Source organism: Treponema socranskii subsp. socranskii VPI DR56BR1116 = ATCC 35536 (assembly GCF_000468115.1).
In the GTDB taxonomy this organism is placed as follows: domain Bacteria; phylum Spirochaetota; class Spirochaetia; order Treponematales; family Treponemataceae; genus Treponema_D; species Treponema_D socranskii.
In genome coordinates this window covers 37,274-63,087 of the sequence record NZ_AVQI01000084.1, presented here as the reverse complement: position 1 = coordinate 63,087, position 25,814 = coordinate 37,274, and the positions used below count along the sequence as shown (strand labels likewise).

The following is a 25,814-nucleotide window of genomic DNA, read 5'->3' as shown; positions in this document are numbered from 1 at the left end:
GGCATTTCCCCTACTCCAAAATCGCGCTGCCCGTATACAGGCGATAATAGCGGCCGCCGGAAGCGATGAGTTCATCGTGCGTACCGCGCTCGATAATCGTACCCTGTTCCAGCACGACGATTTCATCCGCATTTCGGACGGTGCTGAGGCGGTGCGCGATGACGAACACCGTCCTGCCTTTCATAAGGCTGTCCATACCTTTTTGAATGAGCATTTCGGTTCTCGTGTCGATCGAACTCGTCGCTTCATCGAGGATGAGCACCGGCGGATCGGCGACGGCAGCGCGCGCGATCGCAATGAGCTGCCTCTGCCCTTGGCTCAAATTTCCGCCGTCGCCCGAAATGACGGTATCGTAACCCTTTTCAAGTCTGCGGATAAAAGCGTCCGCATTTGCAAGGCGGGCCGCAGCGATAATCTGCGCATCGCTTGCTTCCAAATTACCGTAAGCGATATTGTCGCGTATCGTTCCGGAAAAAAGATGCGTGTCCTGCAGTACGATGCCGAGCGAACGGCGCAGATCGTCCTTTTTAATTTTATTGATCGGAATGCCGTCGTACGTGATGCTGCCCGAATCTTCGGCGACGTCGTAAAAGCGTGTCAAAAGATTTATCACCGTCGTCTTTCCGCTGCCGGTTGAACCGACGAGCGCGATTTTCCGTCCGGGCAAGGCGCGCATACGGATGTCGTGCAAAACCGTTTTTCCTTCGTCATAGCCGAAATTCACGTGGTCGAAGGCGACGTCGCCTCGCAATTGTATCAATTTCGTGTCGGATGGATCTTTCCACGCCCATTCGCCGGTATATGCGAAAGACTGCACGAGTTTCGTTTTTCCGAATTTATCGCGCGCTTCGCACGCGTTGACGAGGCACAGTTTTCCTTCGTCCCTTTCGCCTTCTTCGTCGATAACCGCGAACACCCGCTCCGCACCGGCGAGCGCGTTCAATATTCCGTTGAACTGCTGACTCATCATCGTTATCGGCCGGCTGAAATTTCGCGTGTACTGCAAAAAGGCGGCTATGGAACCCAAATCGAGCTTGCCGCCGATGGCGAAAAGCGCACCTGCAACCGCGACGAGCGCGTACTGAACGGGAGAAAGATTTCCCATAAGCGGCATGAGCATACCCGCGTAAGCATTCGCGCGGGTCCCCGAAGCGCAAAGCTCGCCGTTGAGCGAAGCAAAAGAGGCGATCACTTCGCGTTCGTGATTGAACACTTTGACGACGCGCAGCCCTTCGATAAGCTCTTCGACATAGCCGTTTACCCGTCCGATATTTTTTTGCTGATCGCGGAATGCGCCCGCGCTCTTTTTTCCGACAAAAGCGGCGAGCAGCATGATGAACGCGATCGAAGCGACGGCGATAAGCGTGAGCGCGGGACTCAGTACGATCATCATTGCAAATATGCCTGAGACGGTAAGGGCGGACGAAAAAAGCTGCATCAAACTCTGACTGAATACATCGCGCAGCGTATCGATATCGTTCGTAAAACGCGACATGATTTCCCCGTGCGTCCGGGTATCGTAATATTTTATCGGGAGCGTTTCAAGTTTTTCGAACAGATCACTTCGGATGCGGAAAAGCACGTCCGACGAAATATGCAGCATGATACGAGAACTGCCCCATGAAGCGAAAGAGCCTGCGACGAAAATCGCAAAAACGAGGACAAGCATTTTAACAAATTTCGTTAAATCGGGATCCTGTTTTCCGATGAGCGGAATGATATAGTCGTTGAGAGCGGGTTTTATCGCATACGAACTTACGACGCTCGATCCCGCGTTTACGGCGATAAGGATGAAAACCGCGATCCACAGCGCTTTGTATTGCGCCATATAAGACGCGAGCCGCTTTATCGTCGAGCGCACGTGTTGCGGCTTCGCATAGCCTTTTTTTTCGAATCGTCTTGCTTCCGGCATACCCTACTCTCCGACCGTGCGCTGCGACTCGTACACTTCTCTGTAAATCGCATTCGACTTTAACAATTCTTCGTGCGTGCCGAAACCGCTTATCTTTCCTTCGTCGAGTACGAAGATGACGTTGGCGTCCCGCACCGATGAAATACGCTGCGCGATGATGATCTTCGTCGTTTCAGGATGCGAAGTTTTTAAAGCGGAGCGTATACGCGCTTCGGTCGCCGTATCGACTGCACTCGTGCTGTCGTCGAAAATCAATATCTTCGGATTTTTCAACAATGCGCGCGCAATACACAGCCGCTGCTTTTGCCCGCCGGAAATATTGACGCCGCCCTGTCCGAGAACCGTATCGTAACCCAACGGAAAAGATTCGATAAAACCTGCGGCATCCGCTGCTTTGCACGCCGCAACGATCGCTTCGTCACTCGCCTCTTTATCGCCCCATTTGAGATTTTCTTTTATTGTACCGCTGAATAAAACGTTTTTTTGCAGCACCGTCGAAACGCCGTCGCGGAGAGAAGTCAAATCGTAACGTCGCACATCTTCTCCTCCGACCCTTACCGCACCGGCACTTACATCGTACAAGCGGGGAATAAGCGAAACGAGCGTCGTCTTCGAAGAGCCGGTACCGCCGATGATGCCTGCGACTTGACCGCTTGCAATGTGCAGACTGACGTTTTCAAGGGCAAAGCTGCCTGCGCTCTCGGAATAACGGAACGATACGTTTTCAAAATCGATCGAACCGTCTTTAATAATTTTCAGTCCGGCATCGGGAGAAGCGACGGAGCTTTTTTTATCGAGCACTTCGTTTATGCGCTTGATCGACGCACGGGAAAGCACGAGCGAAACGAAAATCATGCCGAGCATTAAAAGCGACATGAGGATTTGCGTGATGTACGAAAGAAAACTTACGAGCTCTCCCGTTTTCATATCGCCTGCAATTATCATATTGCCGCCGAACCACAGAGAAGCGATAATCGTACTGTACACGGTCATCTGCATGACGGGCCAAATCCATAAAACAACTTTTTCCGCCGAAACCTGCGCACGTCTTACGGCGTCCGCCGAAAAAGCGAATTTTTCGCATTCGAATTTTCCGCGTACAAAAGCTTTTACGACTCGGATCGCGATGAGATTTTCCTGAATGATCGTATTGAGCGCATCGTATTTTGCAAGCATTTTTCCGAATCGAGGATACGCTTTCGAAGAAACGATGGCGATGGCGATTATTAAAATCGGAATCGAAACGAGAAAAATCGAAGCGAGGCGGCCGTTTATGACGTATGCCATAACCGTACCCGATACGAGCATAAAGGGCGCGCGCACGCTCGGCCGGATGAGCGTCTGATACACGTTTTGCGCATTCGGCACGTCGACGGTGAGGTGTGTAACGAGTGAAGCCGTCCCGAACTCATCGATATCGGCAAAGGAAAAATCCTGCACGTTTGCAAAAAGCTTTCGCCTGAGATTGTGGGAAAATCCCTGAGAGGCGGAAGCCGCAAAAAAGGCTCCGGCCGTACCGCACAAAAGCGAAACGATCGCACAGCCTATCATAATGCCGCCGGTACGCACGACATAAACGATATCACCCTGCGCGATGCCTACGTCGATGATGCGCGACATGATGTACGGAATCACCGTCTCCATGACAACCTCTCCGATCATCGTAAACGGAGACAAACACGTATATGCAATATATTTTTTTTCAAGTCCTCCGGTCAGATTCTTCAGCGTCGGCATGGCCGAAAGTATAGCACGGCAAAAAATATTTTACCACAAGAGCGGATTGTGCTATACTCGCCGTATGGACAGACAAAAACTGCACGACAGCATCGCGCTCCACACCGAAATGACATTCGCCCGATCGAGCGGAGCCGGCGGACAAAATGTAAACAAAGTCAACACGAAAGTACACGCATCCCTAGCGCTCGAAAAAATCGAAGGCTTGTCGGAAGCGGAGCGGGAACTTGTCATGCAGCGTCTCGCAAAAAGCATACACGCGGGCGTTATCTCCGTCGACGTGCAGGACGAACGCTTTCAGGAGCGGAACAGAAAAATCGCGCTCTCTCGCATCGAAGCGAAAATTGCGGCAGCGACGCGGATCGAAAAAAAGCGGCGAGCGACATGCCCCACAAAGGCATCGCGAGAACGGCGCTTGAAGATAAAAAAACTGCGCGCGGACATTAAAAAGAACAGAGGAAAAGTACGTGAGTGAAAGGCATTTTATGGAAAACGATCACATTTCCCCGTGCTTTGCGGAATATACACCCGTAATATAAAGCGCAATCACCGCGTTATCGCTATCGCCTCCGCACCTGTTCCAATCCGCGCTTGAACTGAGAAATGCGCGCACAAGCGGTAGTGTTGAGCGGACTCGTATCGCCGCGCTGCAAAAAATGATAGGCGACGCCTGCGATCATAGCGCCGTTATCGCCGCAGAGTTTAAGCGGCGGAAATATGCACGTGATATCGCGCCGTTCGGCGAGCAGCGCGCGCAAGTGCGAATTGGCGGCGACTCCTCCGCCTGCGACGACGGTCGTAAGACCCGTGTCTTCCACCGCGCGGAAAAGACGCGACGTGAGCGTGCGGCATGCAACGTCCTGAAACGACGCGCACATATTTTCCGTCGTCGGCGCGAAGCCTTCGTTCAAAAAGAGATCGCGCTGACGGATGACGGCGGTTTTCAATCCGCTGAACGAAACGTCGTAACGGTGTTCGCTTTCGTCGAGCTTGGGAACGGGAAACGAAAATGCGCGCGCATCTCCCTCTTTCGAAAGTTTATCGATAATGACGCCGCCGGGATAGCCGAGGTCGTAAAACTTGGCGACCTTATCGAATGCTTCGCCGACCGAATCGTCGACTGTCGTACCGAGCACTTCGATATCGTCGAATCCGTGCACTTTGCAGATGATGCTGTGACCGCCTGAAACGAGGAGACCGAGATACGGGTAGGCGATATCGTTTGCGAGATGCGCCGCGTAAAGGTGACCCAGCATGTGGTTGACCGCGATAAAGGGTTTTCCCGCCGCCCATGCGAGCGTTTTGCCGTAAGTCAAACCGACGAGGAGAGCGCCCATCAATCCCGGACGGTTCGTCGCAGAAACCGCATCGATGTCGTCGAGCGAAAGACCGGCTTCTTTGAACGCCTGCTTTACGACGGGCAAAATCCATTCGGCGTGCTTTCTGCTCGCGATTTCGGGGACGACGCCTTTGTATATTTCGTGAAACGGGATCTGCGTCGCAACGACGTTGCTTAAAATAACGCGGCCGTCTTCGACGATCGCCGCCGCCGTTTCATCGCATGAAGATTCGATACCGAGAACTTTCATAATCGCTCCAAACAGCTTACGGGCGGATAAGCGCGCCGGAATTGCTCACCGTCGTAAACGCATACCCCTTGTTTTTCAGCGCGGGATAAAATTCGATCAATATGCCCGGCAGAATATCCGCCGACCATATATGCCCGATCATGATCGCAGCTCCGTTCGCGTTCGCGATGCCGATGCCGCGCATGATTTCACGGATGATTTTTTCGCGGTCTTTGATATTGTCGAGAAACACGTTCCGCGAATAGTAGGGTATGCCGAGCGCCATAGCAGCCTGCGGTACGCGCGTTTGGCTCGTCGTTCGCGAATCGAGAAAAAAAACGCCGCTCTCCTTTGCCGCAAGCATCGCAGCTCCGATTTTCATTTCGTCTTCGCTGATGAGAGAGCCTTCGTGATTGTTGATTCCGGCGACCGGGCCGATTTCGGCGATATTCTCTTTTATAAGCGCTTCGATCGAAGACGTCTGCATATCCGCCGTAACCGCGCCGGGGCCGGGATTGACGTTCAAATTCACCGCCTGCATGGGCTGGTGCAGCATCACTTCGTTGCCCGACGCGCGCACTTTGTCGGCGCAGGCTTTCGAATGTACGAGCTTGGGCAAAATGGACACGGTGATCGGAAAGGGGAGCGAGAGGAATTTTTCAAGCTGCGAAAGGCTTTGACCCGCATCGTCGAATACGAAAACGAGCTTCGCGCCGTTTACCGCCTGCGGAATGTCGGGAAGCGGAGATGCGGGTACTGCGGGAGACAGGGGCGCGGAAGACGACGGCTTTACCGACGAAAGCGGCTTTACGGATGCGGGATTTACCGGCTGCCCCTTGGGTGCGGAAGACGAGGGCTTTGCGCTGCCGGAGGATTTGTTGTCCGCGCTTCGATGAACCTGCGCTTCGACCACGCGCTCCCGCTCGGTTGAAGTTCCCGCAGATGCGGTTTTACCCGGCACATCGCTCCGCGGCGCTTCCCGCCCGGAGCTTTGCCGCGCAACGGAATTTCCCGCGCTTTGCTGCGGCTTTTGTGAACTTTGCCGATCGCCGTTTTGCCGAGCCTCCGCCGTGCGCGACGCATCGCCCGCACTATCCGCATTTTGTGAGGCGATCTGATGTTCGACGGCGGTGTTTTTCGGATTGCGCCCCGAATTGACGATGAGGACTGCAAAACAGGCGGCGACGATCAAAACACACAGGATCGCCGTCTGCATGGAAGAAAATACGATTTTATGTTTTTTGCCCTGAATCCGACGAGGGGCGGACTTTGTTCGAGTCGAAGATCGCGAAACGGTTTTCCGCCCGCGCGTGCGTCCATTTTGTGCCATAGCGCGTATTCTATCACGTATCGCAGATTTTGGAAACGTTCGAAAAAAATATCTGTAGAAAAAATATCACTTAAAAAATCTACGGCAGAGTTACATAACACCTTGCCGAACCCGCCAAATCGATTCTGTCGCCGTTTTTTAATACGAGGATGAATTTCATTTTTGCCCAATACTCATGACATTCTTTCAATATCGTATAAATCAAATCGGTTTCCGGAAGTTCGAAGTGTTGTGTCGGAACGCCGGTAAAAGTATAGACCGTTTTATTTTTTTTGATTTTGATAGGAAGCGTACCCATAAGCTCGCCGCCGTTATGCACATCGTATACGAATATGTTCGCCTTTTGCGTTTTCGCAGGCTTTTCTGCAAGCGTTATCGTATAAGCGATATCGTCCCACATGTGATAATTGGCATGGTCAAAAGCGACGGTACCTCTTTTCCCTGCAGGCGGCTCATCGTTTTTTTTATCGGTCTTTTTATCGGAAAAATCTTTTTCGTCCGAATAAACGATTTTTGCGTCGTTCCACGCGTTCCACGCAAGCGACCAGTCTTTCGTATTCGCAGTTTTATCGATTAGTATGTATTCGAGCGAAAGGCAATCGCCGAAAGCACAAGCGCCGACATAGCGCACGCTTGCAGGAATTTCGATGCGCTTTAATGAAGGCACGTCAAAAAATGCGTTATAGTTAATTTCCTCAAGCCCGTCGGGAAGCGTTATCTCTTCAAGCTGCATACAGTCAAAATAACGGAGAAATTTTGTGCTCATCGGCAGCACGCATCTGCGCACATTTTTGATGTGAAAAAGCTCGAGTATGCAATCGTCGTCTGCGTAAGTGCATTCCGACAGATCCAAATCGAAATACAGGTTTTGGGAATTTTCGGTTTTCCACGTCAGCGTCACCAAATTGTTTTGCGTTTCGGAAGAGAGCACGTCTTTTATTTTTATTGGAACGGTTTCGCTCTCGGCACCGGATGCGATTTTATAATTTTCGACATAAGATTTGAATTCCGAAACCGTAAAGGTTTTTTGAGCGAACGCTGAAAACACCGAGCAAAACACTGCAAGCGCGATAATCGATTTACGCATAATTTCTCCCGGAATCGGCCGATAGGCGGCGATTTGTTACATCATGAATGAAATACAAAATTTCGTCTACTCTCCGCACCGTTTCAACGCTTGCATCTCCATGTAAACGCCTCCGCAGAAAATCAGCGCAGCACGGTACCGATAAAGTTCCGCGCGCCGTTTATAAAGGACGGAGCGTCGAGCGCTTTTTTCCCCTGCCGCTGCAGTTCCGTCACGGCGAGGATACCGCTCCCCGTTTGAATGAAGATCCCCCGCTCTTTATTGAAGGAAAGCACGGTGCCCGGAAGCACAGCGGCTGCATTGCCTTCCGAAGCGGCAGCTTTCGTCATAGGCGGCTTTTCGTCTTCGACGGTGCGGGCGGAAAGAATTTTAAGCGGGGCACCGTTTTCTTCCGTCCACGCTCCGGGTTCCGGAAAATACGCACGGATCTTCGCGTCGATTTCCGCCGCAGTTTTCATCCAGTCGATGCGGCAATCGTCCTTTGTGATGATTTTCGTATACGACGCTTCCCCCGTCTGTTTTTTCCCATCGGGAAGTTTACCGTTCGCAGCGCATTCACCGAGCAGTTTTTTAATACTGCCTGCACCGAGAATCGCGCAGTGATCGAGAAGAGCGCCCGCCGTTTCGCTGCCGTCCAGTTCGACGGCCTCCTGCGCGAGGATATCGCCTTCGTCCATTGCAAGCGAAATCGTCTGCACGGTGACGGCCGTTTCGACGTCGCGGTTTAAAATCGCGGCGTTTACGGGAGCAGGCCCTCGGTATTTCGGAAGCAGTGAAGGATGCAGATTGACGGCGCCGAAAGGAAAGAGCGAAAGAAATTTCGGACCGAAAATATGGCCGTAGGCAAAGCACACGAGGATGTCGGGCCGTATGCCGATAATCTTTTCGCGCGAAGCGGCATCCAAATGTTCAGGCGTAAAAAGCGGAATGCCGTGCTCTTCGGCAAAACGCGCAACGGGTGTCGGAACGGGCGTTTTATGTCTCCCTTGAGCGCTCGGCGGATTTGTCAAAACACCTGCGATTTCATAACCGTCCGCACCGTCAAAAAGCAGCGAAAGCGTTTTTGCGGACGCTTCGGGACTTCCCGCATACAGCACTCGAATCATCATTCGCTCCTAAAAAATTACTAATTAATAAAAAAGAAAGCGCTGAAGTCTTCGATTTTCAGAGCCGGCCGACTATCAATGAAACGCCGATTTTTTCGCTTCTTTTGCAGCGATCTTCGCCGTGATGCGCTTTTTTTTCAATTCTTTTTCCGCACGGCGCTTTGCAGCTTTTTCTTCACGCTGCTTAAACTGCGCTTTTGTCTTTTCGGCGAATTCGGGATCTCCTCTGTCGATAAACAAAACGCCGTTCAAGTGATCCGTTTCGTGCTGGATGATCCGCGCAAGAAGACCGTCCGCTTCGAGCGTAAAGGGCTTTGCGTTTTCATCGAGCGCCTGCACCGTAACGCGCACGGGACGGCGGATCGTCTCATACACGCCGGGAATCGAAAGACAGCCCTCTTCATAGTCGCCGACTTCTTCCGACGTCGAAACGATCTGCGGGTTGATAAACACGCGCTTTACGTCATCGTCCGCAACAGCGACAAAGAGCCGCAGTTTTTTTCCGACTTGCGGTGCCGCAAGCCCGACGCCGTTCGCATCGATCATCGCTTCAAACATATCGTCGATGAGCATTTTAATCTCATCGGTAAGTTTTTCGATCGGTTCCGCTTTTTCGCGCAGCACTTTTTCTCCGAGTTTACAAATCCGTATCACATCGCACTCCGGAAATCGATATATCTTCGAAGCCGTCGAAAAAGCAACCGCCTTTTGAAACAGCTCCGCCATTTTTAATAATTATTAATTCTCTAAACGCAGACGAGCGGCTCTCGCGTGAGCGGCAAGCCCTTCGGCGTCTCCCAAACAGGCGGCAGCTTCGGCACTCCTTTTCACACCGGTCTTCCCTTTTTCGCATCGCAGCGTCGTCACCGTTTTTAAAAACGTACGCACGCTCAAACCGCCGGTAAAGCGTGCCGAAGTCGACGTCGGCAGCGTGTGATTCAAGCCGGCCGCGTAATCGCCGAACACTTCGGCCGCATAGTGCCCGATAAAAAGAGAACCGTAATTGTGAACGAGAGAGACGAGCTTATCGCATTCGGCCCCTTCGGTAAGCGCAAGCTCCAAGTGTTCGGGCGCTTTGCGGTTTGACAATTCCGCAGCTTCTTCGAGCGAAGACGTGATGATAATCCTTCCATACGAGGAGATGCTCGCTTCGGCCGTCGCTCTCGTCGGAAGGGATACAAGCTGCGCTTCGATTTCGGAGGCAACTCTCCGTGCAAGCGCTTCGTCCGGCGTCGCAAGAACGGGTTGAGCGACCGGATCGTGTTCGGCCTGCGCCAAAAGATCGGCTGCAAGCCACGCGGGATTTGCCGAGCCGTCGGCAATGATAAACACTTCCGTCGGGCCTGCAAGCATATCGATGCCGACCGTACCGTACACTTCTTTTTTGGCGGCCGCGACAAATTTATTGCCGGGACCGACAATCACATCGAGAGCAGGGATCGATTCTGTACCGAACGCCATCGCGGCAATCGCTTGAGCGCCGCCGCAGGCAAAGACCGTTTTGACTCCGCAGATAAAAGCCGCCGCCATAATGCCTTCGTCCGCATACGGCGCCCCTCCGACAAAAGGCTTTCCGGCAATGCCCGTACCCGACTTTTCCGCTTCACACTTGTCGTTCGGATGAACTCTCGGCGGCGTACAGATGACAAGTTTTTTTACGCCTGCAGCGACTGCGGGAGCCGACGTCATAACAACCGTCGAAATAAGGGGAAATCTGCCCGCCGGAATATACGCGCCCGCGCTCTCCACGGGGATTGTCTTTTGCCCCGTAAATACGCCCTGCTCAAGCTCGACTTCAAAATCCGAAAATGATTCTTTTTGCTTTTTCGCAAAACGCAGCGCCAAATCATAGGAATACGAAAGCGCATCGTACAGTGCAGGACGTTCGCGTTTGAACTTTTCTGCAGCCGCGCGCAATTCATCCTCCGGCACCGAAAAAGACGCGGGAGACGCAGCGTCGAATTTTTTCCCGTAATCGCGGAGCGCCGCATCGCCCCGTTTTTTTACATCGTCGATAACCGCCCGCACCGTTTCCGCCGAATCGCTAAAATCGCGGGGCGTAAAAAAATCCTTTTCAACTTCCGATGCATATTGAATCTTGATCATGGCAAAATCAGTATAGCAAAAAAAATACTCTTATGCACGCGTTTTCGGCTCTGTTTTCTTCAAGGGGAGAAGCTTCCCCTCGGAGTTGGGGCTATCCAAAAACTGATGTTTTTGGATTGTTTCTTTAATTTACTATGCGACGTTTATTTAACCAATTTGAATTCTGCAAGCGGTGCAACAAAACCCATCGGTTTTAACGGTATGACACCGCCACCAAGTGATTATGAAACTTTACGTGCAGAAACGGCAAGAGCAGCTTAAACCCTAATCGCGGGATTTGCCGTAGACGGTAAGTCCCAACTTGCCGTCTATAGCTGCGTCTCTCATGTTCAGCAGTTGCCGGGGTACACGTATTCGAGATATTCGCGCGCGGCGGAAACAGAACGGTACACCGTGTCGACCGGCGTCGCGTTACCATCCGGCATGCGCCAGTGCGGAAAAAAGCGCGTAATGTGCAGCGGAATCTTTTTATCGATGCTCGAAACCCACTGCGCGAGCGAGCGTATCTCCTCTTCCCCGTCGTTTTTTCCGGGAACGATGAGCGTCGTAAGTTCGACGTGCGTCTTCTTCGCCGAGCGCGCAATCGTATCTTTGACGACATCCAAATCGCCGCCCAAGCTTTCGTACCACTCGCGCGTAAAACCTTTCAGATCGATGTTCATCGCATCGATGTACGGCAGCACTTTTTCGATCACGCCGGTACTGACACAGCCGTTTGTGACGACGACGTTTTTCATACCGAGAGAGCGTACACAGCGCGATGCATCGCGCACATATTCCCACGACACGAGCGGTTCGTTGTACGTGTATGCGACGCCGATATTGCCGCGAGGAACAAGCGATAAAGCTTTTTCGGCAAGGGATTCGGGTGAAATATACGCCGTTTCGATGTCTCCGCCGCTTTGCGAAATCTCCGCATTTTGGCAAAACGGGCAGTGCATATTGCAGCCGAAACTTCCCGCCGACAAAATCATGCTTCCGGGAAAAAATCGATAGAGCGGCTTTTTTTCGATCGGATCGAGGGCGAGCGCGGTAAGCCGTCCGTAATTGAGCGGAACGATGTTTCCGCCGCTGTTGATCCGGGCGCGGCATTTTCCCGTTCGACCTTCGGCGAGAGAGCAGCGGTAAAAACACGTGTCGCACGTCACACGCATTTCGGACTCAACGCTTTCCACGAAGCTCTCCCTGCTCCCTTCCCGTATTGCGTTCCCAAAACACGCCGTCCGTATACCCTTGAATCGACGTATCGCGCTCCGCCCGCGCAAGGCGCTTCAATGCAAGGAGACAGTAGTCTTCGTTGATTTCGATGCCGCAATACCTGCGCCCGAGCTTTTTTGCGACGACGGCTGTTGTACCCGAACCGAGGAAAGGATCGAAGACGAGCGAGCCTTTTTTCGAACTCGCCAATATCAATTTTGCGATAAGCTTTTCGGGCTTTTGCGTCGGATGCTCGGTGTTTTCGCTCATCGACCAATAAGGCACCGTGATGTCATCCCAAAAATTCGACGCGCCCGTCAAGCGGAATTTTCCGCCGTCGCCCTCTTCCCAATCTTTCGGTTTTCCGTCTTTGCGGTAGGGCGCTATGACGCGCCGCTTTTGCTTAACCGCATCCGCATCGAAATAATAATCACCGCTTACCGTCGCAAAAAAAATATCTTCCGAACAATTTTTCCAATTCGCTTTCGCACCCCGTCCCTTTTCCCGCTGCCACGTAATGCGGTTCCGCACCGTCAAAAGACCGCTTGCCGCCGTGTACACAGATGCCGCGCTCTTCCAATCGCCGCAAATATAAACGCTCGCGTTTTTTTTAAGCAGCCGCACGACTTGAGGAAACCACGAGGCAAGGTAGTCCGCATACGCTTCGTCTCCGCGAGACGCGAATTTTACGCCGCCGAAATTTTTCGTGATATTGTACGGCGGATCGATTATCATGAGATCGACCGATTCCGACGGAAAAAAATCGATCGTCTTGAGCAAGTCGCCGTTGAATATCGAATCGACGATTTCATCTTTCGAAAGCGGGGCTGCCGCGCGGCGGATGAGCGGCTTTAACGATTTTCTGTCGTCCGCCGTAAGGACTGTCGTATGATTTCTCGGCGAAACATTTTTTGTACCTGCATCGTGTTCCATCGCAATACCCGGAATTTAATAATGGCGTACGACTTCAAAGCGTTCGAGTTCGGGATTTTCACTTTTGTCGATGCCGCCTTTTTTACACGCGATTTCGATCTGTTCGTCGACCGTGTTTACCGTTTCGAGATTCGGCAAAAGCAAGCCGCGCCTGTTTCCCTTTGTCACGATGACGCCGTAGCGTTTTACGTCGAGCGCTTCTTTCGACGAAATTTTTTCAGGGCTCGAAAGGACGTCGACGCTGTAGACGAGAGATGAAAGTTCGTCTTCCGTCACTTCGGAAAAGCGCGGATCGGAAGAAGCGGCGCTTACGGCATTGTGCGCGATCTCGTGGGCAATGCTTTCCCGTACCGGTACGATCGTTCCGATACAGCCGCGGAGCATGCCGTCTTTTTTCAACGATACGAAAACTCCTGCGCGGTTTTTGAGCAAGTCGCCCGAAAGCTCCATACGCTCGGAGCCGCTTGAGCACAGAGCCGCACCGCCTTCGATGCGAAGCCTGCCTTTTGTTCGCACATAGTTTTCGACCGCAAGCCTTGCGAGGCGGACGTATTCGTCTTCGTTTTTTTTCCGCGCATCGAGAGAGCGCCTCTCCTCCGCTTCGTACCGCTCCAAAAAATTACGCGTTTCGTCGTACCCCGTCACATCATAGGCGCATATCCCGTAGCCGACGCCGAAGGGTCCTTCGTAAGAAAGCTTTTCCGCTCGGACTGCCGTGCGGTCGAGGCTGCCCGCCATAATGATAAACGAACGGTGCCCGCACTCCGCGGCGTTTTCACAAAAATCGGGGCTGAACGAAAAAAGCTTTCCGAAATCGGCACATCCCATAACGTCCATAATGCGCTCATCGTATACCGCCCCTTCCGCGCGATACCCGTAGGGTCCGTCAGATTTCAGCACGTGCGAGAGATCGCCGCTTGCGACGACGGCAATTTTTCTTCCCGTCCTTTCAGCTGCCCGCCGAATGCATTCGCCGAGCGCATAATGCGCTTTGTACGACTGCCCCGAAAGGCCGATGCGCACGAGTTTATAATCGGTATAATATTTATTAATAAAATACAGCGGTACTGCCGTACCGTGGTCGAGCGACGCACGCCGCTCCCCTTTCGTGCCCGCCGCGATATCCGCTTTATCGGCTTCGCTGCAAAGTGCCTTAACAAAATCGGCATCGTAAAAAAGGTGAAAGCGCACTTCCGGCGCACCGAAATCGGAAAAATCCCCGAAGGCTTCGGTACCGGGAGAAATATGAAAATAATCGCGGTAAAGCGGTACGTGCGGAGACGTGACAACGATCGTTTCGGGGTTGAGGTTCGCAATTTTTTTTGCGACCTGCACATACGCGGCAATTGTCGCCGCGATTTCATTTTCCCTGCCGCGCCCGACTTCATGTACGATGAGCGGAGGATGCGGAACCATAAATGCGCCGATTATTGCCATAGCAACTCCCGTTTTTAGTATAGGGAATCTTTAAAAACTTCGGTTTTTAGCGGTTCCCTATATGCGTTTGCGCACGAGCGCGGATTCTTTCAGCGTTATTCGGCGAGTTCATCCGCACCGACGATATCGAAACCTGCATCGAGGATTGCGCTTATGAGCAAATCGAGTTTTTGATAAACGCGCTCGTTTGTCAAATCGCGCGAAAAGCCGACGCTCACAGGCACGATGCCGCCTCCGTTTTCACTCAGAGATGCAAGACAGCTTTCGATAAAATCGGTCGCGTTCCGGTATCCGGTATAAGCGCTCGAGTATTCGGCAGAAGCGAACGGTTTGCGAACTCGTACGTTCGAATATCCCTCGGTGTTTGTCTTTTTTTCCGCAGCGCCGATTACGGATTCGGCGTAAGCATAACCCGCTTTTTTCCCCGCTTTCCGTGCAGCGGCGGTTGCACGGTAAAACGGCGCATGCCACAAAAGCGAAAGCTCTTTTCCCGTACATCGGAAAAACTCGTCTTCGTTTCGCGCAAGGCCGCGCCGGATAAAATCTTCATCGATGACGAAGGGGCTCTGCGTAAAGTCGAGTTCGGAAAAAAACAGAGAGGCGCAGGTATTACCGGTGAGCGAAATCTGTTTCGTCTCTTTCGGATAGCGCCTGATAAATTCGCCGTTGAAAAAGAAGGTTCCGCGTATGTTGTACGTGTCGAGAGCCGAGAGGATGAGCAGAAGCCCGTCCGCACTGTCGTATGCGTCGAATGCGAGCGCGGCTTTTTTCCGAGCGGGAGTTTTTTGTGCGCTTTCGGGAAACACCGCGCGCGTAACCGCTTTGCCCGAAAGCGTGCGCACGTACAGCGCGTTTTCATAGCTCGCGTGCGGCGTCGTTCCGAAAAATACGCGGTAGCGGCCGTTTTGCATCGAAATGCTGTTTTCGCGAGGAGAGGACAGTTCCGTCCACTTTTTCAGCGATGCGTCGAGTGAAAAAGTTTTGTTTCCCGCCGTTACCGTCGCGCGCCCGGTTTTATCGTCCCACGAACAGGATGAAGCGGATGAAAGGAAGAGAGCGCTGCTCGTACCCGAAACGACGTTCCAGCGGCGCACCGATCGGTCTCCTCCGACATAGAGCGTGTCGTTTCCGTTCCAAACCGCGCTCGTCGTATTTTCCCCTGCAAGTTCGCCGATGCGCTTCCACGACGAAATGTCGTACACGTAGACGGTGCTGCCGGAAAAAAAAGCCGCGCGGCTTCCGTCGGGCGAAATCACCGGACGACAAGAATTTTCTGCAGAGAGAATGGGCGAAAGGGAATCGGACGCGCGATATACGGCGGCCATCGGTTTACATCCCGAATACGGCATGACGCGCATCCACGCATAGGGCGTTCCGTCGGAATCCCAAAGGACGACCGCATCGACAAGGGAGCCTATTGCACTCACGTAAGGGCGGGAAAACACGACGGGAAGATAGTCCGCCGAATTGCCTCTCAGGAGATAGCGCGAAAATATCTTTCCCGATTTTATTAAAAAGAGAGAGGTGCCGTTTTTGTCGACGCTGAACACATCGCGCGAAGGATCGAAGGCCTCGGGCAGACGACCGACAGGCGTTCCTCTGCCGATGACGGCAGAATACAAACCCGTCGTATACAATTCCTTTACGTTGATTTTATAGAGCATGTCGCCGTCGATGTAAAAAACGCTGCCACCCGCCCAGCACACCGAATCGATCGAACCCGGTCCGATTTCGCGGTAGGCTTCGTCGATTTCGACGCCGCGGAAAAGCGCGTCGGGACTGCAAAAACATACCGTGCCGTCTTTAGCATAGAGTACGAGGGAGCTGTCGGGCGCCCACTTAACCGGAAGAGAATCGTAACTGACGGATGCGTGCGGATCGAGCGCGGTCTGCCTGCCCGTCGCGGAATTTTCGAACATCAAAGTGCCTTCGGCGAATCCCGTTTTGACGACAAAGCAGCTCCATGCTCCGTCGGGACTTACCGCACGGGGAAAAAGCGGCATCGAATCGAGGGGCATCGTATCGGCCTGTTCGGTCCATTCGAGGCTCTCCGTTTCGAAGGAATAGCGCGCCGTACCGCAGCGGTTCCGTACTTGCAATACGCTTCCGCCCGAAAGCAGTTCCATCCGCTCGGGATAGCAGGTAAGCGCTCGAGGGCTTTCTGCGGGAGCGCCGTTTACAAGCTTTGCGTAAAAAAGCGAGCGGTAGGACGGAGTTCCGGGAAAATCGCGGCGCACCGTAAAAAGGATTTCGTCCTTGTCGTTCAGATCGGCACTGCCGAACGAAACGCCCGCAGCGAGCGGCAGCACGGTAAGAGAAACGACGAGGCAGCACAGGGCGCCGAGCTTCGTCATTTATGCAGCTCCGCGCTCAAGACGATCGCATCGAGTTCGTGTACGAGATCGTCGAGCTGCTTTTCCATTTCGCTTATCTGCCGGTTGCGCGAATCGTTTTGCAGCTGTTCGAGCTGATTGAACACCGCTTCGAGCGATGCGCTGTCGTCGGAAGCGACGCGCGAATAGCCGCACCACGGGCAATAGATAAAATCGTTATCGATCGTGCGTCCGCATCCGCGGCACACAGTTACCGGCTTCATACGGTGACCTCCGTCTATTGTAAGTATAAACCATATCGTAATATTTTGCAAAACCGTTTCGGATAATTCTCCGCAGAACCGATTATTTCAGCACGGAAGACGGGTTTATGAGCCGGCCGTTTTTATACACGGTAAAATGCAAATGCGACCCCGTCGAATAACCGGTCGAGCCGACGAGCCCTATGACCGTCGCCTGCGTTACGTTCTGTCCTTTTTTTACGCGCGAAGAAGCCATGTGACCGTAGAGCGTTTGATATCCGTTCGGGTGATTTACGATGACGTAGTTTCCAAACACGTTCGACCAGCCGACAAAAGCGACTTTGCCGTTCATCGCCGCACGGATCGGGGTGCCTTCGGGACAGGCCAAATCGATTCCCGTGTGATAAGAGCGCACGCCGGTAAAGGGATCGGGCCGCCAGCCGAATTTCGATGAAATGCGGTACGCCGCGGAAATCGGAATTTTAAACAGATCGCCGAGCACTTCGTGCAATTTCGCCGCATCCATCTTCGCGCCGGGGATAAACAATTTTTGTCCGACGGCGAGGGTTTGACTTGAAAGGTCGTTTACGTCGAGGAGATCTTCAAGCGGTACGTTGAATTTCGCGGAAAGGCCTGCAAGCGAATTGCCCTTTTCCACCGTATACATGACGCCGTCGACCGACGGAATGCGGAGCTTTTGCCCTTCGTGCAGAGAGCGCGCGTTTGTAATGCCGTTCAAATCGATGAGCGTCGAAAGGTTCGTCAAGCCGAAGCGCTTTGTGATGCCGCCGAGCGTATCGCCGGATCTGACCGTATAGGTTTGATACGAAACGGGTTTTTTAAACAAAGCTGCGAGTTCCGCTTGCGATTTTCCGCTTCCGACGATATCGCCGCTGTCGGTATAGTTTATCGACGCATCGGCGACAAAGGCCGCCATCACTTTATCGAGCGTTTCGAGTTCGGCTTTTCCGCTGTCTTTAAGCGCAAGCGGACCGGTGTGGCTTGCCGCATACGAAAGAGCCGCTTTGGCGCCCGAAAGAAAAGCGAATACGGCGATCACTGCAATTCCCGCTTTCCAATGCGAAAGTACGCTTTCGGCCGAGCGGCCGAGCGAAATCAAAAACGAGCGCAGCGAAAAATCGGAGCGCACGGCGGCCGCGGTAAACGAATGTGTCAGCGGAGAGTGCGTAAAAGCGAAGGAGAGATTGTTTTTGCGTTCTCCGAAGCGGAACGGCAATTTTAAGGGCGACTTCATCCGCCTTCCCTCAAAACCGACATAACTGATTATTTCCATATCATTTCTATCGACATAAAAACGCACACATATTAGAATAAAGCTATGCAAAAAGATGGAAAAAAAGCGCAGCACTTCATCGTTCCGGTACTCATCGGCTTGTGTATCGGCATCGTCGTTAAACTTTTCGTCATCGATTTTTTGCATATTTCCGGCCGCTCGATGGAACCGGCGATCAAAGACGGAGAAACGGTGTTCGTCAACAAACTCGCCTACGGCCTCGTAAAGCCCGGAAGCGCGGGATTTTTTGTCTCGTGGGCGGAGCCGAAAGCGGGCGATATCGTCATCTATCTGCACGCGAACCGCATCGTCATAAAGCGCTGCGCCGCCGTCGCAGGAGCGCATCTGGAATATTCGTCGAATTCGGGATATAGTCTTTTTGTGGGAGATTTGAAAATCGAGCTGACAAAAGAACAGTATGAATTGATGCGCGCTTCTTCCCGCGTACCCGACGGATACATCCTCGCTCTCGGCGACAACTATGCCGAATCGATCGATTCGAGGAATTACGGTTTCGTTTCCGTCAAAAACGTCGTCGGCAGGATTATTAATAAATGAACGATTTTTTTCACATGAAACGGATCGTCGTACTTGCCGTTTTCGTTTTTATAGCAGCCGCCTATATCACGCTGCGCTACGTCCGCCTCGCGCTCACGCCCGTCGCCGAAATCACTGCGCGTACGCCCGTCATGGAACGCGGCGCGATTGTCGACCGTTCGGGAAAACCGCTTGCCGTGCAGACGAATTTTTATCACGTCGGCGTAACGCCGAAAATGATCGCTGACGTCGCGTCTTTTGCAAAAGATGTCGCATCGATTCTCGGCATGAAAGAAAGTGAGGTCGCATCGCTTATCGAAAACGCAAGGGGTGCGCACTTTGTCTACCTTAAAAAAAAGATAGCGCAGACCGCATACGATGAACTCAAGCAGATCATCGATACGAAGGGTTACAGTTTCGTGCGCTGCGACAGGATTCCCGGACGCGTCTATCCCGAAAACTCTCTCGCATCTCAGCTCGTCGGCTACATGGGGGACGACGGAAACGGACTTTCCGGAACCGAGTATTCGATGCAGTCCGTGCTCGCCCCTTCGGTCGGCGCCGACTCAGCGCAGATAGAGCCGGGCAAAAATGTGTATTTGACGATCGACGCGAATCTCCAATACAAACTCGAACAGATCGCTTTAAGCGCCATGAAAAACACGCAGGCCGAAAGCATGATGCTCGTCGCGGCCGAAGCGAAGACGGGGGAAATCCTATCGTACATCAGTCTTCCGTCCGTCAATTTAAACGAATACTACAAAGCGACCGTCGACGAAACGATAGACAGACCTGCGATGACGGCGTACGAGCCGGGTTCCGTTTTTAAAATATTTACGGTTGCGATCCTGCACGATGCAGGACTCATACACAGCGGCGACAGCTTTTTTTGTAACGGTATGTACGAAAGAAAAACACGCAGCGGAGAGACGCTTCGCATCAAATGTCTCGGCACACACGGCTGGGTGACGCCGCGCGATGCGCTCCGTCTTTCATGCAACGCCGCGCTCGGACAGATGAGCGACCGCATCGACGAAGATGAATTTATCGAAAAGATACGCGTTCTCGGATTCGGAAGACGCACCGGCATAGATCTGCCCGGCGAAACGGCGGGATCGGTCAAAGATCCGAATTCGCGCTCGTGGTCGGCGCGTTCGAAACCGACGATTGCGATCGGACAGGAGATAAGCGTTTCCGCGCTGCAGATGATGTACGCGGCGACTTCCCTTGCGTCGGGCGGCATTCCCGTAAAGCTTGCGACGATCAAGCGGATTACGAATAAAGACGGATCGACGTACTACGAACACAAAGCCGAACGCGGCGAGCGGACATTGAGCGAAGCAACGGCACGATATCTTTTGAGCTGCATGGAAACGACGGCGACGACCGGAACCGGCTCGCGCGCGCGGCTCGGCGACATCTCCATCGGCGTAAAAACCGGAACCGCGCAGATGGCGGACAAATCCGGCGGATACAGCAGTACCGATTTTTTATCGAACTGCATCGCGATCTTTCCGATCGAAGATCCCGAAATCATTCTCTACATCGTCATCGAAAAGGCGAAGGGCGAAACCTATGCGGGGCGCATCGTCGCTCCGGTTATCGCCGAAGCCGCCGACGCGATCATCAATCACCTCGGTATGAGCCGCGGAGGCGCGGAATCGCTTTTGCATTCGGGACGCATCGTGATTCCCGCCGGCAAAACGCTCACCGTCGGAAGCCTCCTTCCCGATTTTACGAATATGTCCAAGCGCGATCTTTTGCCGCTGTTCGAGAGCGGAAAATTCCGCGTAACGATACACGGAAACGGCTGGGTTACGAGTCAAACGCCGCCTGCGGGAACACCGGTCACGGAGAATATGGTCATTGAACTCAATCTGGAATAAAAACCGCAGCGCGTTTGCTTTTCGTTTTCCTTCGCTCGTGAAAATGTTTGCATCCGAAATCGCCGCAGTCGACGCGATTTGCAGCGGCAGCTCAATCCCGCACGATACTTCAAATGACAACCCTCCGGCAATCGGACAGCCCTTTCCGTTTTGGAATATCGTTTCGGCAAAAGACGGAAGCGTAAGCGCATACGAAGGCGGCGCGCTGCTCCACTCGGCATACAATCCGAAACGGGAGGCCGAACAGACGGTTGCAAATTCGGATTTTGCCGGATGCCGCGCCGCAGTCTTTTTCGGTTTCGGACTCGGCTATGCGGTCGAAGCTTATGCCCTTCGCTTTCCGGACAGGGCGATCATCGTCGTCGAGCCCGATGCCGCCCGCTTTTTCGCGTCCCTCGCGCTTACCGATTGGACGGCGGTTTTTGCGAGTAAAGACTGCATCGCAGCCATCGCCTGTCCGCCGCACACGGTCGTTTCGTTTATCGAACAGTACGGTGCGTCACACTGTGCGTTTTTTTCGGTACCTTCGCAAACCGCTCACTCATCCGATTATTTCGATACGCTTCGAACCCTCGTCGAACGGAACAGGCGCAAAGACGATATCAATGCCGCAACCCTCGAACGCTTTGCCAAACGCTGGCTCAAAAACAGCTGTAAAAATATTAACAATTATGCATTGATGCGCGGAGTATCAGCCTACGCCGGAAACGCGCACGGCATTCCGTTTACGATCGTCGCGGCAGGTCCTTCGCTTGAGCGCGTGCTGCCGTATCTGTCGGAAATCAAAAAACGCAGCGTCGTCGTGTGCGTTGAAACGGCTCTCCGCGCGTGCCTCAGAGCGGGCGTCGAGCCGGATTTTATCGTCGTCGGAGATCCGCAGTATTACGCGTACCGCCACATAGCAGGCTTAACGTCGAAGTCGAGCGTGCTCATCGCGGAAGTCGCAGTGTACCCCGCCGTATTTTCGTTTTCATGCAGAGGTTTTGCACTTTCGTCATCCCTCTTTCCGATCGGAAAATGGTTTGAACGGCGTCTCGGAAAAAAAGGCGATTTGGGTGCGGGCGGTTCGGTCGCATCGGCAGCGTGGAATTTCGCGTATGCAGCGGGTGCGTCCGAAATCCATTGCTGCGGGCTTGACTTCGCTTTTCCCGAAAAAAGGACACACATCAGAGGCAGCATGTTCGAAGAGGGAACGCATGAGACTTCGGTGCGAACTCTCCCTGCGGAAACGCAAAATCTCCCGCTCCTTTTTTCGGCAGGCGCGGAGACCGCATCCGATTACGACGGAAAACCCGTGCCGACCGATTCGCGCATGAAGATGTTCGCATGGTGGTTTGAAAGCAGACTTGCTTCCTGTCCCGATGTAAAAACGCATACGTTTTCCCGAAGCGGAATCGCGGTCCCCGGCATAGAACCCGTCGACATACGATCGTTTTTGAAAAAGCCCGACATCACGGCGCGAAAAAACGAATTTATTAAAAAAAGCGAAGCATCGGAAAAAGCCTCTCCTCCGGCGAAAGAGCGCTTCGATGCCGTCCGCGCCGAATTTTTGCACGAAATCGCCTCTCTTCGAAAAATCGCGGAAGACGGAAAGAGGATATGCGAAAATGCGCTCGCGGACGGCGGTGCGGCGAAAAGTCGAGCACCGACCGGATGTGCGGCGCATATAAGCGATATGTATACGATTTCAGACGGCAATGCGGAACACTCCGTAACGCTTCGCGCCCTCGCCGATATAGACGAGGCGATTCTCAAAAGCAGCGTAAAAGACGCCGTATCGCTTGCTTTGCCGAGCGGGAAACGCTTTGCCGATCTTGCCGGAAACGGCGATAAAACGGGAGATGCGTTTCGAAAAAGTCTTTTGCACTCGCGCCGCATCTACGAAGAACTCGCTCGCGCCGCATCGGAATGTGCAAAATATGTACCGTAATTAAACATTAAAGTTTTTCCTTTTTTTCCCGATAATAAAAATGTCGGATAACGCGGACGGTTCGACATCCGGACGCCTGCACAATACCGATTTTCGTGTTTATAAAAGTTGAAAAACGTGTGAGGTTTTTCAACTTTTTTTTTGCCTATTTCGATTTTTTTGACTTGCAAAACGGGCGGAACGCGTTACAATATACGGATAGAGAGTAGTATGAATACATTTGAATTGAGCGCCATAAGAGACGGTATTTGTTTTAATAAAGATGTGCTCCTCGATATGCTGTTTGTCGTCGAGCCGGCCGGAGTTTCCATTCCCAAAGCGGTGATTGCAGCGCTTGCGGATTGGGAGTTCAATGAAGTTATCAGCGAAGGTAATGTAAACGTCGATGCCCTGATGGCAGAACGCGCAAAATCTGAAGCAGATACACCGATGCGCGAAAGGCCCGTACCGGCGCTCAGCAGCGGCATAAAACGCTCGCTCGAAGATGCGGAACGCACGCGGACGCTCGAAAACAGTGACCAAGCTCGCCTCGCTGCCGTACAAAACGTATACGACGAATACATGCGTTACATCGATCACATATATACGCACTACGCGACACACAAAGAAATCGATTACGAAAGTCTGGAAGAAACGGTGCGGAGCTTGTGCGTCTTTATCCGGGAAAACCGCGGCTATGTGCTCAGGATCGCATCGTCCGACGATACAATCAAAAAAAATTTTATCGTTACGCATTCGATGCGTTCGACGGTGCTCGCGCTTGCAATCGGCTTACAGCTGCACATGAGCTTATCAAAGCTCGTCGAACTCGGCGCTTCGTGTATGTTGCACGAAATCGGTATGTTGCGCCTGCCGCCGCAGCTCTATCTTTCGAACAAACAATTGTCACCCACCGAGCGGGATGAAATATCGAAACACCCGCTCATCGGATTCGAAATCGCTAAAAAGTTGCAGTTTCCGGTGCCGGTACAATTCGGCATTTTCGAACATCACGAACGCGAAAACGGCACGGGCTACCCGAGGGGCATCACGGGCGATAAAATTTCGCTTTATGCGAAGATAATCGCAGTCGTGTGTTCGTTCGAATCGATTATTGCGCCTCGAGGATATAAAAACGAACGCAGTACCTTCGCCGCAATGGTCGAAATGCTCAAAAACGAAAACCGGCAATACGACGAAACCGTCATTAAAGCGCTGTTGTACAGTATATCGCTCTTTCCGATCGGCACCTATGTGTACCTTTCAAACGGAGAGACGGCGCAGGTTATCGACGTCAATCCCGACAATCCGAAAAATCCGATCGTGCAGCTGCTCGGCGAAAAAGACGCAGACGGCGCTCCGAAAACGCTGCAGACCGACGACAACGATATAAAGATCATGCGGCCGATCGACAAGCAGGAACTCGAAGACGTGATGAAGAGTCTTACGCAGCGGGAAAGCGGTGAAGCGCAGCCGGCGCAAACCGGTAAATAAAATCGATTAAAGTAAAAGAAAGGGGTGCGCGAGCGAGCCGAAAAAGCTTTGCGCGTTCTCGGCTCGGATCGTTTATTTTGAAATAACTTCGTTACTACGCGAACAACGGCGTAAGGTTAAAGGTATACGCTAAGACCGTTACTTTTTTCGAAGCATCAATAGAATGTTCCCCGTTAAATGAAGCTGCCATTGCTGCAAATGCATCCGGAGTAACTTTAGTATTTTTCAACGTGATCTTTGTTCCCGAAGCATCGAGCACAAAGTCTCCTTTAGCGGTAAAATCAGCGGGACCGACCTTGCCGGTAACTTTGTACGTGCCGGTACCCGTTGCTTTGTCAAGGGTTAAAATCGCAAGCGTCGCGCTTCCGTCTTCGGATGTGATCGTCGCGACGGGCGCCGGATCCGAATCGTCACCGCTTTTGCAGCTTGTAAACGTGCATACTGCAGCGGCTATGACGAGCGCTGCGCCGAACAAGGAAAAGAATTTTTTGTACATATTCATGTCTGACTCCTTAATTAAACCGAGCTTTACTCAATTTAATTGATAGTCGGAGTATAATACCAATTAAACATTATTGTCAACACAAGAAATCATTTTATACTGGTAATGATGTATGAATATCAGCAAGAGTTTATCGCAAATGTAAAAAAGAACAGAATAAAAAACGGATTTTCACAGGCGCATTTTGCGGAACTGTGCGGCGTCGCAACCGGTACGATCGGCAACATCGAATGCGGCATCGCAAAACCTTCGTTCGATTTAATTATAAAAATGGCGGAAATTTTTCAAATCCATCCGGCGCTGCTGTTTTCCGAAAATCCTGCGGTAGATTACGCTGAAATTCAAAACGATCGCAAACTGCTCACGGAGATCAAAGCGATGATAGAATCGTATCTGTCGACATAACAAAAAAATCGTCAACCGGAAAACCGCCTTTCCCGCTAATTAAAAAACGTACGCAGCTTTTCGACATCTCTTTGAAACGCTTCGTCGATGACCGGAGGCCGGTCGTTGAAATACAAAATCTGCGAAAGCTCTTCGGGCGTTTCCGCACCCCACAGCGGAAAAACGTTTTCGTATTGATGGAGAAAGCCGAAGGCGAGCGGAATATTCGAAAGCACGCCCCCGCACAAGGGCTGCATCGCGATAAAGCCCATATCGCGCTCCGCGCACAAGCCGACGAGGGATGCTGTGTCAATCGGGCTTATCATGCTGAACGGAAATTGAATCGTTTCGTAAAGTTCCGTTTTAATAATTTCCGAAGCGGTATCGAAATCTTCGGTTACGGCTCCTATGTGTTTGATTTTACCGGAAGCTTTCATCGTAAGAAGCGTTTGATAGATGCCGTCTTTGCCGTCGGCCGTCGGGATAAAGCCGTCGGTTTCGTATTGATACAGATCGATCGCATCGCAGTGCAGCGCGCCCAGGCTTTCGTCCAAGTCGCGAAGGAGTTCCTGCCCCGAAGAGGCTTTCGATTTCGTCGCGATGATGACGTTTTCCCGCACTTCGTACAGCGCGTCTCCGAGCAGCTTTTCGCTTGCACCGTTGCTGCGCGACGTATCGAAAAAATTGATTCCCGCTTCGTACGCTTTTCGGATAAGCGTTGAAGCCTTTTCGACATCTCCCGTATGCTTCAGCGACATGGCGCCGAACGCCGTCCTGCTTGCGAGAAGATTCGTTTTACCGAGCCGAACGTATTCCATAC

General features: G+C 52.4%; 22 protein-coding genes and 1 pseudogene. 7 read left to right on the top strand and 16 right to left on the bottom strand.

Going from position 1 to position 25,814, the window contains the following annotated elements; genetic code table 11:
- Positions 1-10 precede the first annotated feature (10 nt).
- Positions 11-1,912 carry an ABC transporter ATP-binding protein gene (locus tag HMPREF0860_RS12500; protein ID WP_021330665.1) on the bottom strand — a complete coding sequence of 634 codons (1,902 nt, stop codon included), beginning with the start codon at positions 1,910-1,912 and terminating at the stop codon, positions 11-13.
- A gap of 3 nt (positions 1,913-1,915) precedes the next feature.
- On the bottom strand, positions 1,916-3,649 hold the full coding sequence (locus HMPREF0860_RS12495) for an ABC transporter ATP-binding protein (protein ID WP_021330593.1): 1,734 nt from the start codon (positions 3,647-3,649) through the stop codon (positions 1,916-1,918).
- Between the two features lie 64 nt (positions 3,650-3,713).
- Between HMPREF0860_RS12495 and arfB the strand changes: the two genes are divergently transcribed.
- On the top strand, positions 3,714-4,124 hold the full coding sequence (gene arfB, locus HMPREF0860_RS12490; protein WP_038081298.1) for an alternative ribosome rescue aminoacyl-tRNA hydrolase ArfB: 411 nt from the start codon (positions 3,714-3,716) through the stop codon (positions 4,122-4,124).
- 85 nt (positions 4,125-4,209) lie between these two features.
- Here the strand turns inward: arfB and tsaD are convergent, their stop codons facing one another.
- From tsaD to hisD, 6 genes are all read right to left on the bottom strand, one after another.
- Positions 4,210-5,238: a tRNA (adenosine(37)-N6)-threonylcarbamoyltransferase complex transferase subunit TsaD gene (gene tsaD / locus HMPREF0860_RS12485; RefSeq protein ID WP_021330744.1), complete on the bottom strand. Its 1,029-nt coding sequence runs from the start codon at positions 5,236-5,238 to the stop codon at positions 4,210-4,212.
- 16 nt (positions 5,239-5,254) lie between these two features.
- Positions 5,255-6,547 carry a divergent polysaccharide deacetylase family protein gene (locus HMPREF0860_RS13455; protein ID WP_021330809.1) on the bottom strand — a complete coding sequence of 431 codons (1,293 nt, stop codon included), beginning with the start codon at positions 6,545-6,547 and terminating at the stop codon, positions 5,255-5,257.
- A 79-nt stretch (positions 6,548-6,626) separates the two neighbouring features.
- On the bottom strand, positions 6,627-7,634 hold the full coding sequence (locus HMPREF0860_RS12475; protein ID WP_021330673.1) for a leucine-rich repeat protein: 1,008 nt from the start codon (positions 7,632-7,634) through the stop codon (positions 6,627-6,629).
- A gap of 122 nt (positions 7,635-7,756) precedes the next feature.
- Positions 7,757-8,743 (bottom strand): methionyl-tRNA formyltransferase, encoded by a 987-nt coding sequence (fmt, locus tag HMPREF0860_RS12470; protein ID WP_231364400.1) that lies wholly within the window; start codon positions 8,741-8,743, stop codon positions 7,757-7,759.
- 72 nt (positions 8,744-8,815) lie between these two features.
- Positions 8,816-9,391 carry a peptide deformylase gene (def, locus tag HMPREF0860_RS12465; protein ID WP_038081372.1) on the bottom strand — a complete coding sequence of 192 codons (576 nt, stop codon included), beginning with the start codon at positions 9,389-9,391 and terminating at the stop codon, positions 8,816-8,818.
- Between the two features lie 87 nt (positions 9,392-9,478).
- Positions 9,479-10,846, bottom strand: a complete 1,368-nt coding sequence (hisD, locus tag HMPREF0860_RS12460) for a histidinol dehydrogenase (protein WP_021330626.1) — start codon at positions 10,844-10,846, stop codon at positions 9,479-9,481.
- Between the two features lie 141 nt (positions 10,847-10,987).
- Between hisD and HMPREF0860_RS14320 the strand changes: the two are divergent.
- Positions 10,988-11,104: pseudogene (locus HMPREF0860_RS14320) on the top strand (formylglycine-generating enzyme family protein); the annotation flags it as partial.
- A 71-nt stretch (positions 11,105-11,175) separates the two neighbouring features.
- Here the strand turns inward: HMPREF0860_RS14320 and amrS are convergent.
- The 6 genes from amrS to HMPREF0860_RS13450 all read right to left on the bottom strand — a co-directional run bounded on the left by amrS (position 11,176) and on the right by HMPREF0860_RS13450 (position 18,282).
- Positions 11,176-12,021 (bottom strand): AmmeMemoRadiSam system radical SAM enzyme, encoded by an 846-nt coding sequence (amrS, locus tag HMPREF0860_RS12455; RefSeq protein WP_021330687.1) that lies wholly within the window; start codon positions 12,019-12,021, stop codon positions 11,176-11,178.
- Positions 12,008-12,976 carry a DNA-methyltransferase gene (locus HMPREF0860_RS12450; protein WP_021330826.1) on the bottom strand — a complete coding sequence of 323 codons (969 nt, stop codon included), beginning with the start codon at positions 12,974-12,976 and terminating at the stop codon, positions 12,008-12,010. Before HMPREF0860_RS12450 ends, amrS begins: the two co-directional genes overlap by 14 nt.
- A gap of 15 nt (positions 12,977-12,991) precedes the next feature.
- The gene (gene amrA, locus HMPREF0860_RS12445; RefSeq protein WP_021330795.1) at positions 12,992-14,413 is read right to left on the bottom strand and encodes an AmmeMemoRadiSam system protein A; all 1,422 of its coding nucleotides are present in this window, start codon (positions 14,411-14,413) and stop codon (positions 12,992-12,994) included.
- A 95-nt stretch (positions 14,414-14,508) separates the two neighbouring features.
- Positions 14,509-16,767: a polysaccharide deacetylase family protein gene (locus HMPREF0860_RS12440; RefSeq protein WP_021330651.1), complete on the bottom strand. Its 2,259-nt coding sequence runs from the start codon at positions 16,765-16,767 to the stop codon at positions 14,509-14,511.
- Positions 16,764-17,009, bottom strand: a complete 246-nt coding sequence (locus HMPREF0860_RS12435) for a zinc ribbon domain-containing protein (protein WP_021330688.1) — start codon at positions 17,007-17,009, stop codon at positions 16,764-16,766. Before HMPREF0860_RS12435 ends, HMPREF0860_RS12440 begins: the two co-directional genes overlap by 4 nt.
- An 82-nt stretch (positions 17,010-17,091) precedes the next feature.
- Entirely contained in the window at positions 17,092-18,282 is a 1,191-nt protein-coding gene (locus tag HMPREF0860_RS13450; RefSeq protein WP_021330806.1) for a M23 family metallopeptidase, read from the bottom strand.
- A gap of 45 nt (positions 18,283-18,327) precedes the next feature.
- On the opposite strand from HMPREF0860_RS13450, the gene lepB reads away from it, so the two are divergent.
- The 4 genes from lepB (at position 18,328) to HMPREF0860_RS12405 (ending at position 24,108) form a co-directional block, all read left to right on the top strand.
- On the top strand, positions 18,328-18,840 hold the full coding sequence (lepB, locus tag HMPREF0860_RS12425; protein ID WP_021330779.1) for a signal peptidase I: 513 nt from the start codon (positions 18,328-18,330) through the stop codon (positions 18,838-18,840).
- Complete coding sequence (locus HMPREF0860_RS12420; RefSeq protein WP_021330741.1) at positions 18,837-20,705, top strand: penicillin-binding protein; 1,869 nt, start codon at positions 18,837-18,839, stop codon at positions 20,703-20,705. The genes lepB and HMPREF0860_RS12420 overlap by 4 nt, the downstream gene beginning before the upstream one ends.
- 43 nt (positions 20,706-20,748) lie before the next feature.
- Positions 20,749-22,635, top strand: a complete 1,887-nt coding sequence (locus HMPREF0860_RS13445; RefSeq protein WP_156002123.1) for a motility associated factor glycosyltransferase family protein — start codon at positions 20,749-20,751, stop codon at positions 22,633-22,635.
- 210 nt (positions 22,636-22,845) lie between these two features.
- Positions 22,846-24,108 carry an HD-GYP domain-containing protein gene (locus tag HMPREF0860_RS12405; RefSeq protein WP_038081295.1) on the top strand — a complete coding sequence of 421 codons (1,263 nt, stop codon included), beginning with the start codon at positions 22,846-22,848 and terminating at the stop codon, positions 24,106-24,108.
- Positions 24,109-24,202: 94 nt separating this feature from the next.
- Here HMPREF0860_RS12405 and HMPREF0860_RS12400 read toward each other — a convergent pair whose 3' ends face one another.
- Entirely contained in the window at positions 24,203-24,610 is a 408-nt protein-coding gene (locus tag HMPREF0860_RS12400; protein WP_021330623.1) for a hypothetical protein, read from the bottom strand.
- 105 nt (positions 24,611-24,715) lie between these two features.
- On the opposite strand from HMPREF0860_RS12400, the gene HMPREF0860_RS12395 reads away from it, so the two are divergent.
- On the top strand, positions 24,716-25,015 hold the full coding sequence (locus tag HMPREF0860_RS12395; protein WP_021330828.1) for a helix-turn-helix domain-containing protein: 300 nt from the start codon (positions 24,716-24,718) through the stop codon (positions 25,013-25,015).
- Between the two features lie 35 nt (positions 25,016-25,050).
- Here the strand turns inward: HMPREF0860_RS12395 and HMPREF0860_RS12390 are convergent, their stop codons facing one another.
- Positions 25,051-25,812 (bottom strand): aldo/keto reductase, encoded by a 762-nt coding sequence (locus HMPREF0860_RS12390; RefSeq protein ID WP_021330794.1) that lies wholly within the window; start codon positions 25,810-25,812, stop codon positions 25,051-25,053.
- Between the last annotated feature and the right edge of the window lie 2 nt (positions 25,813-25,814).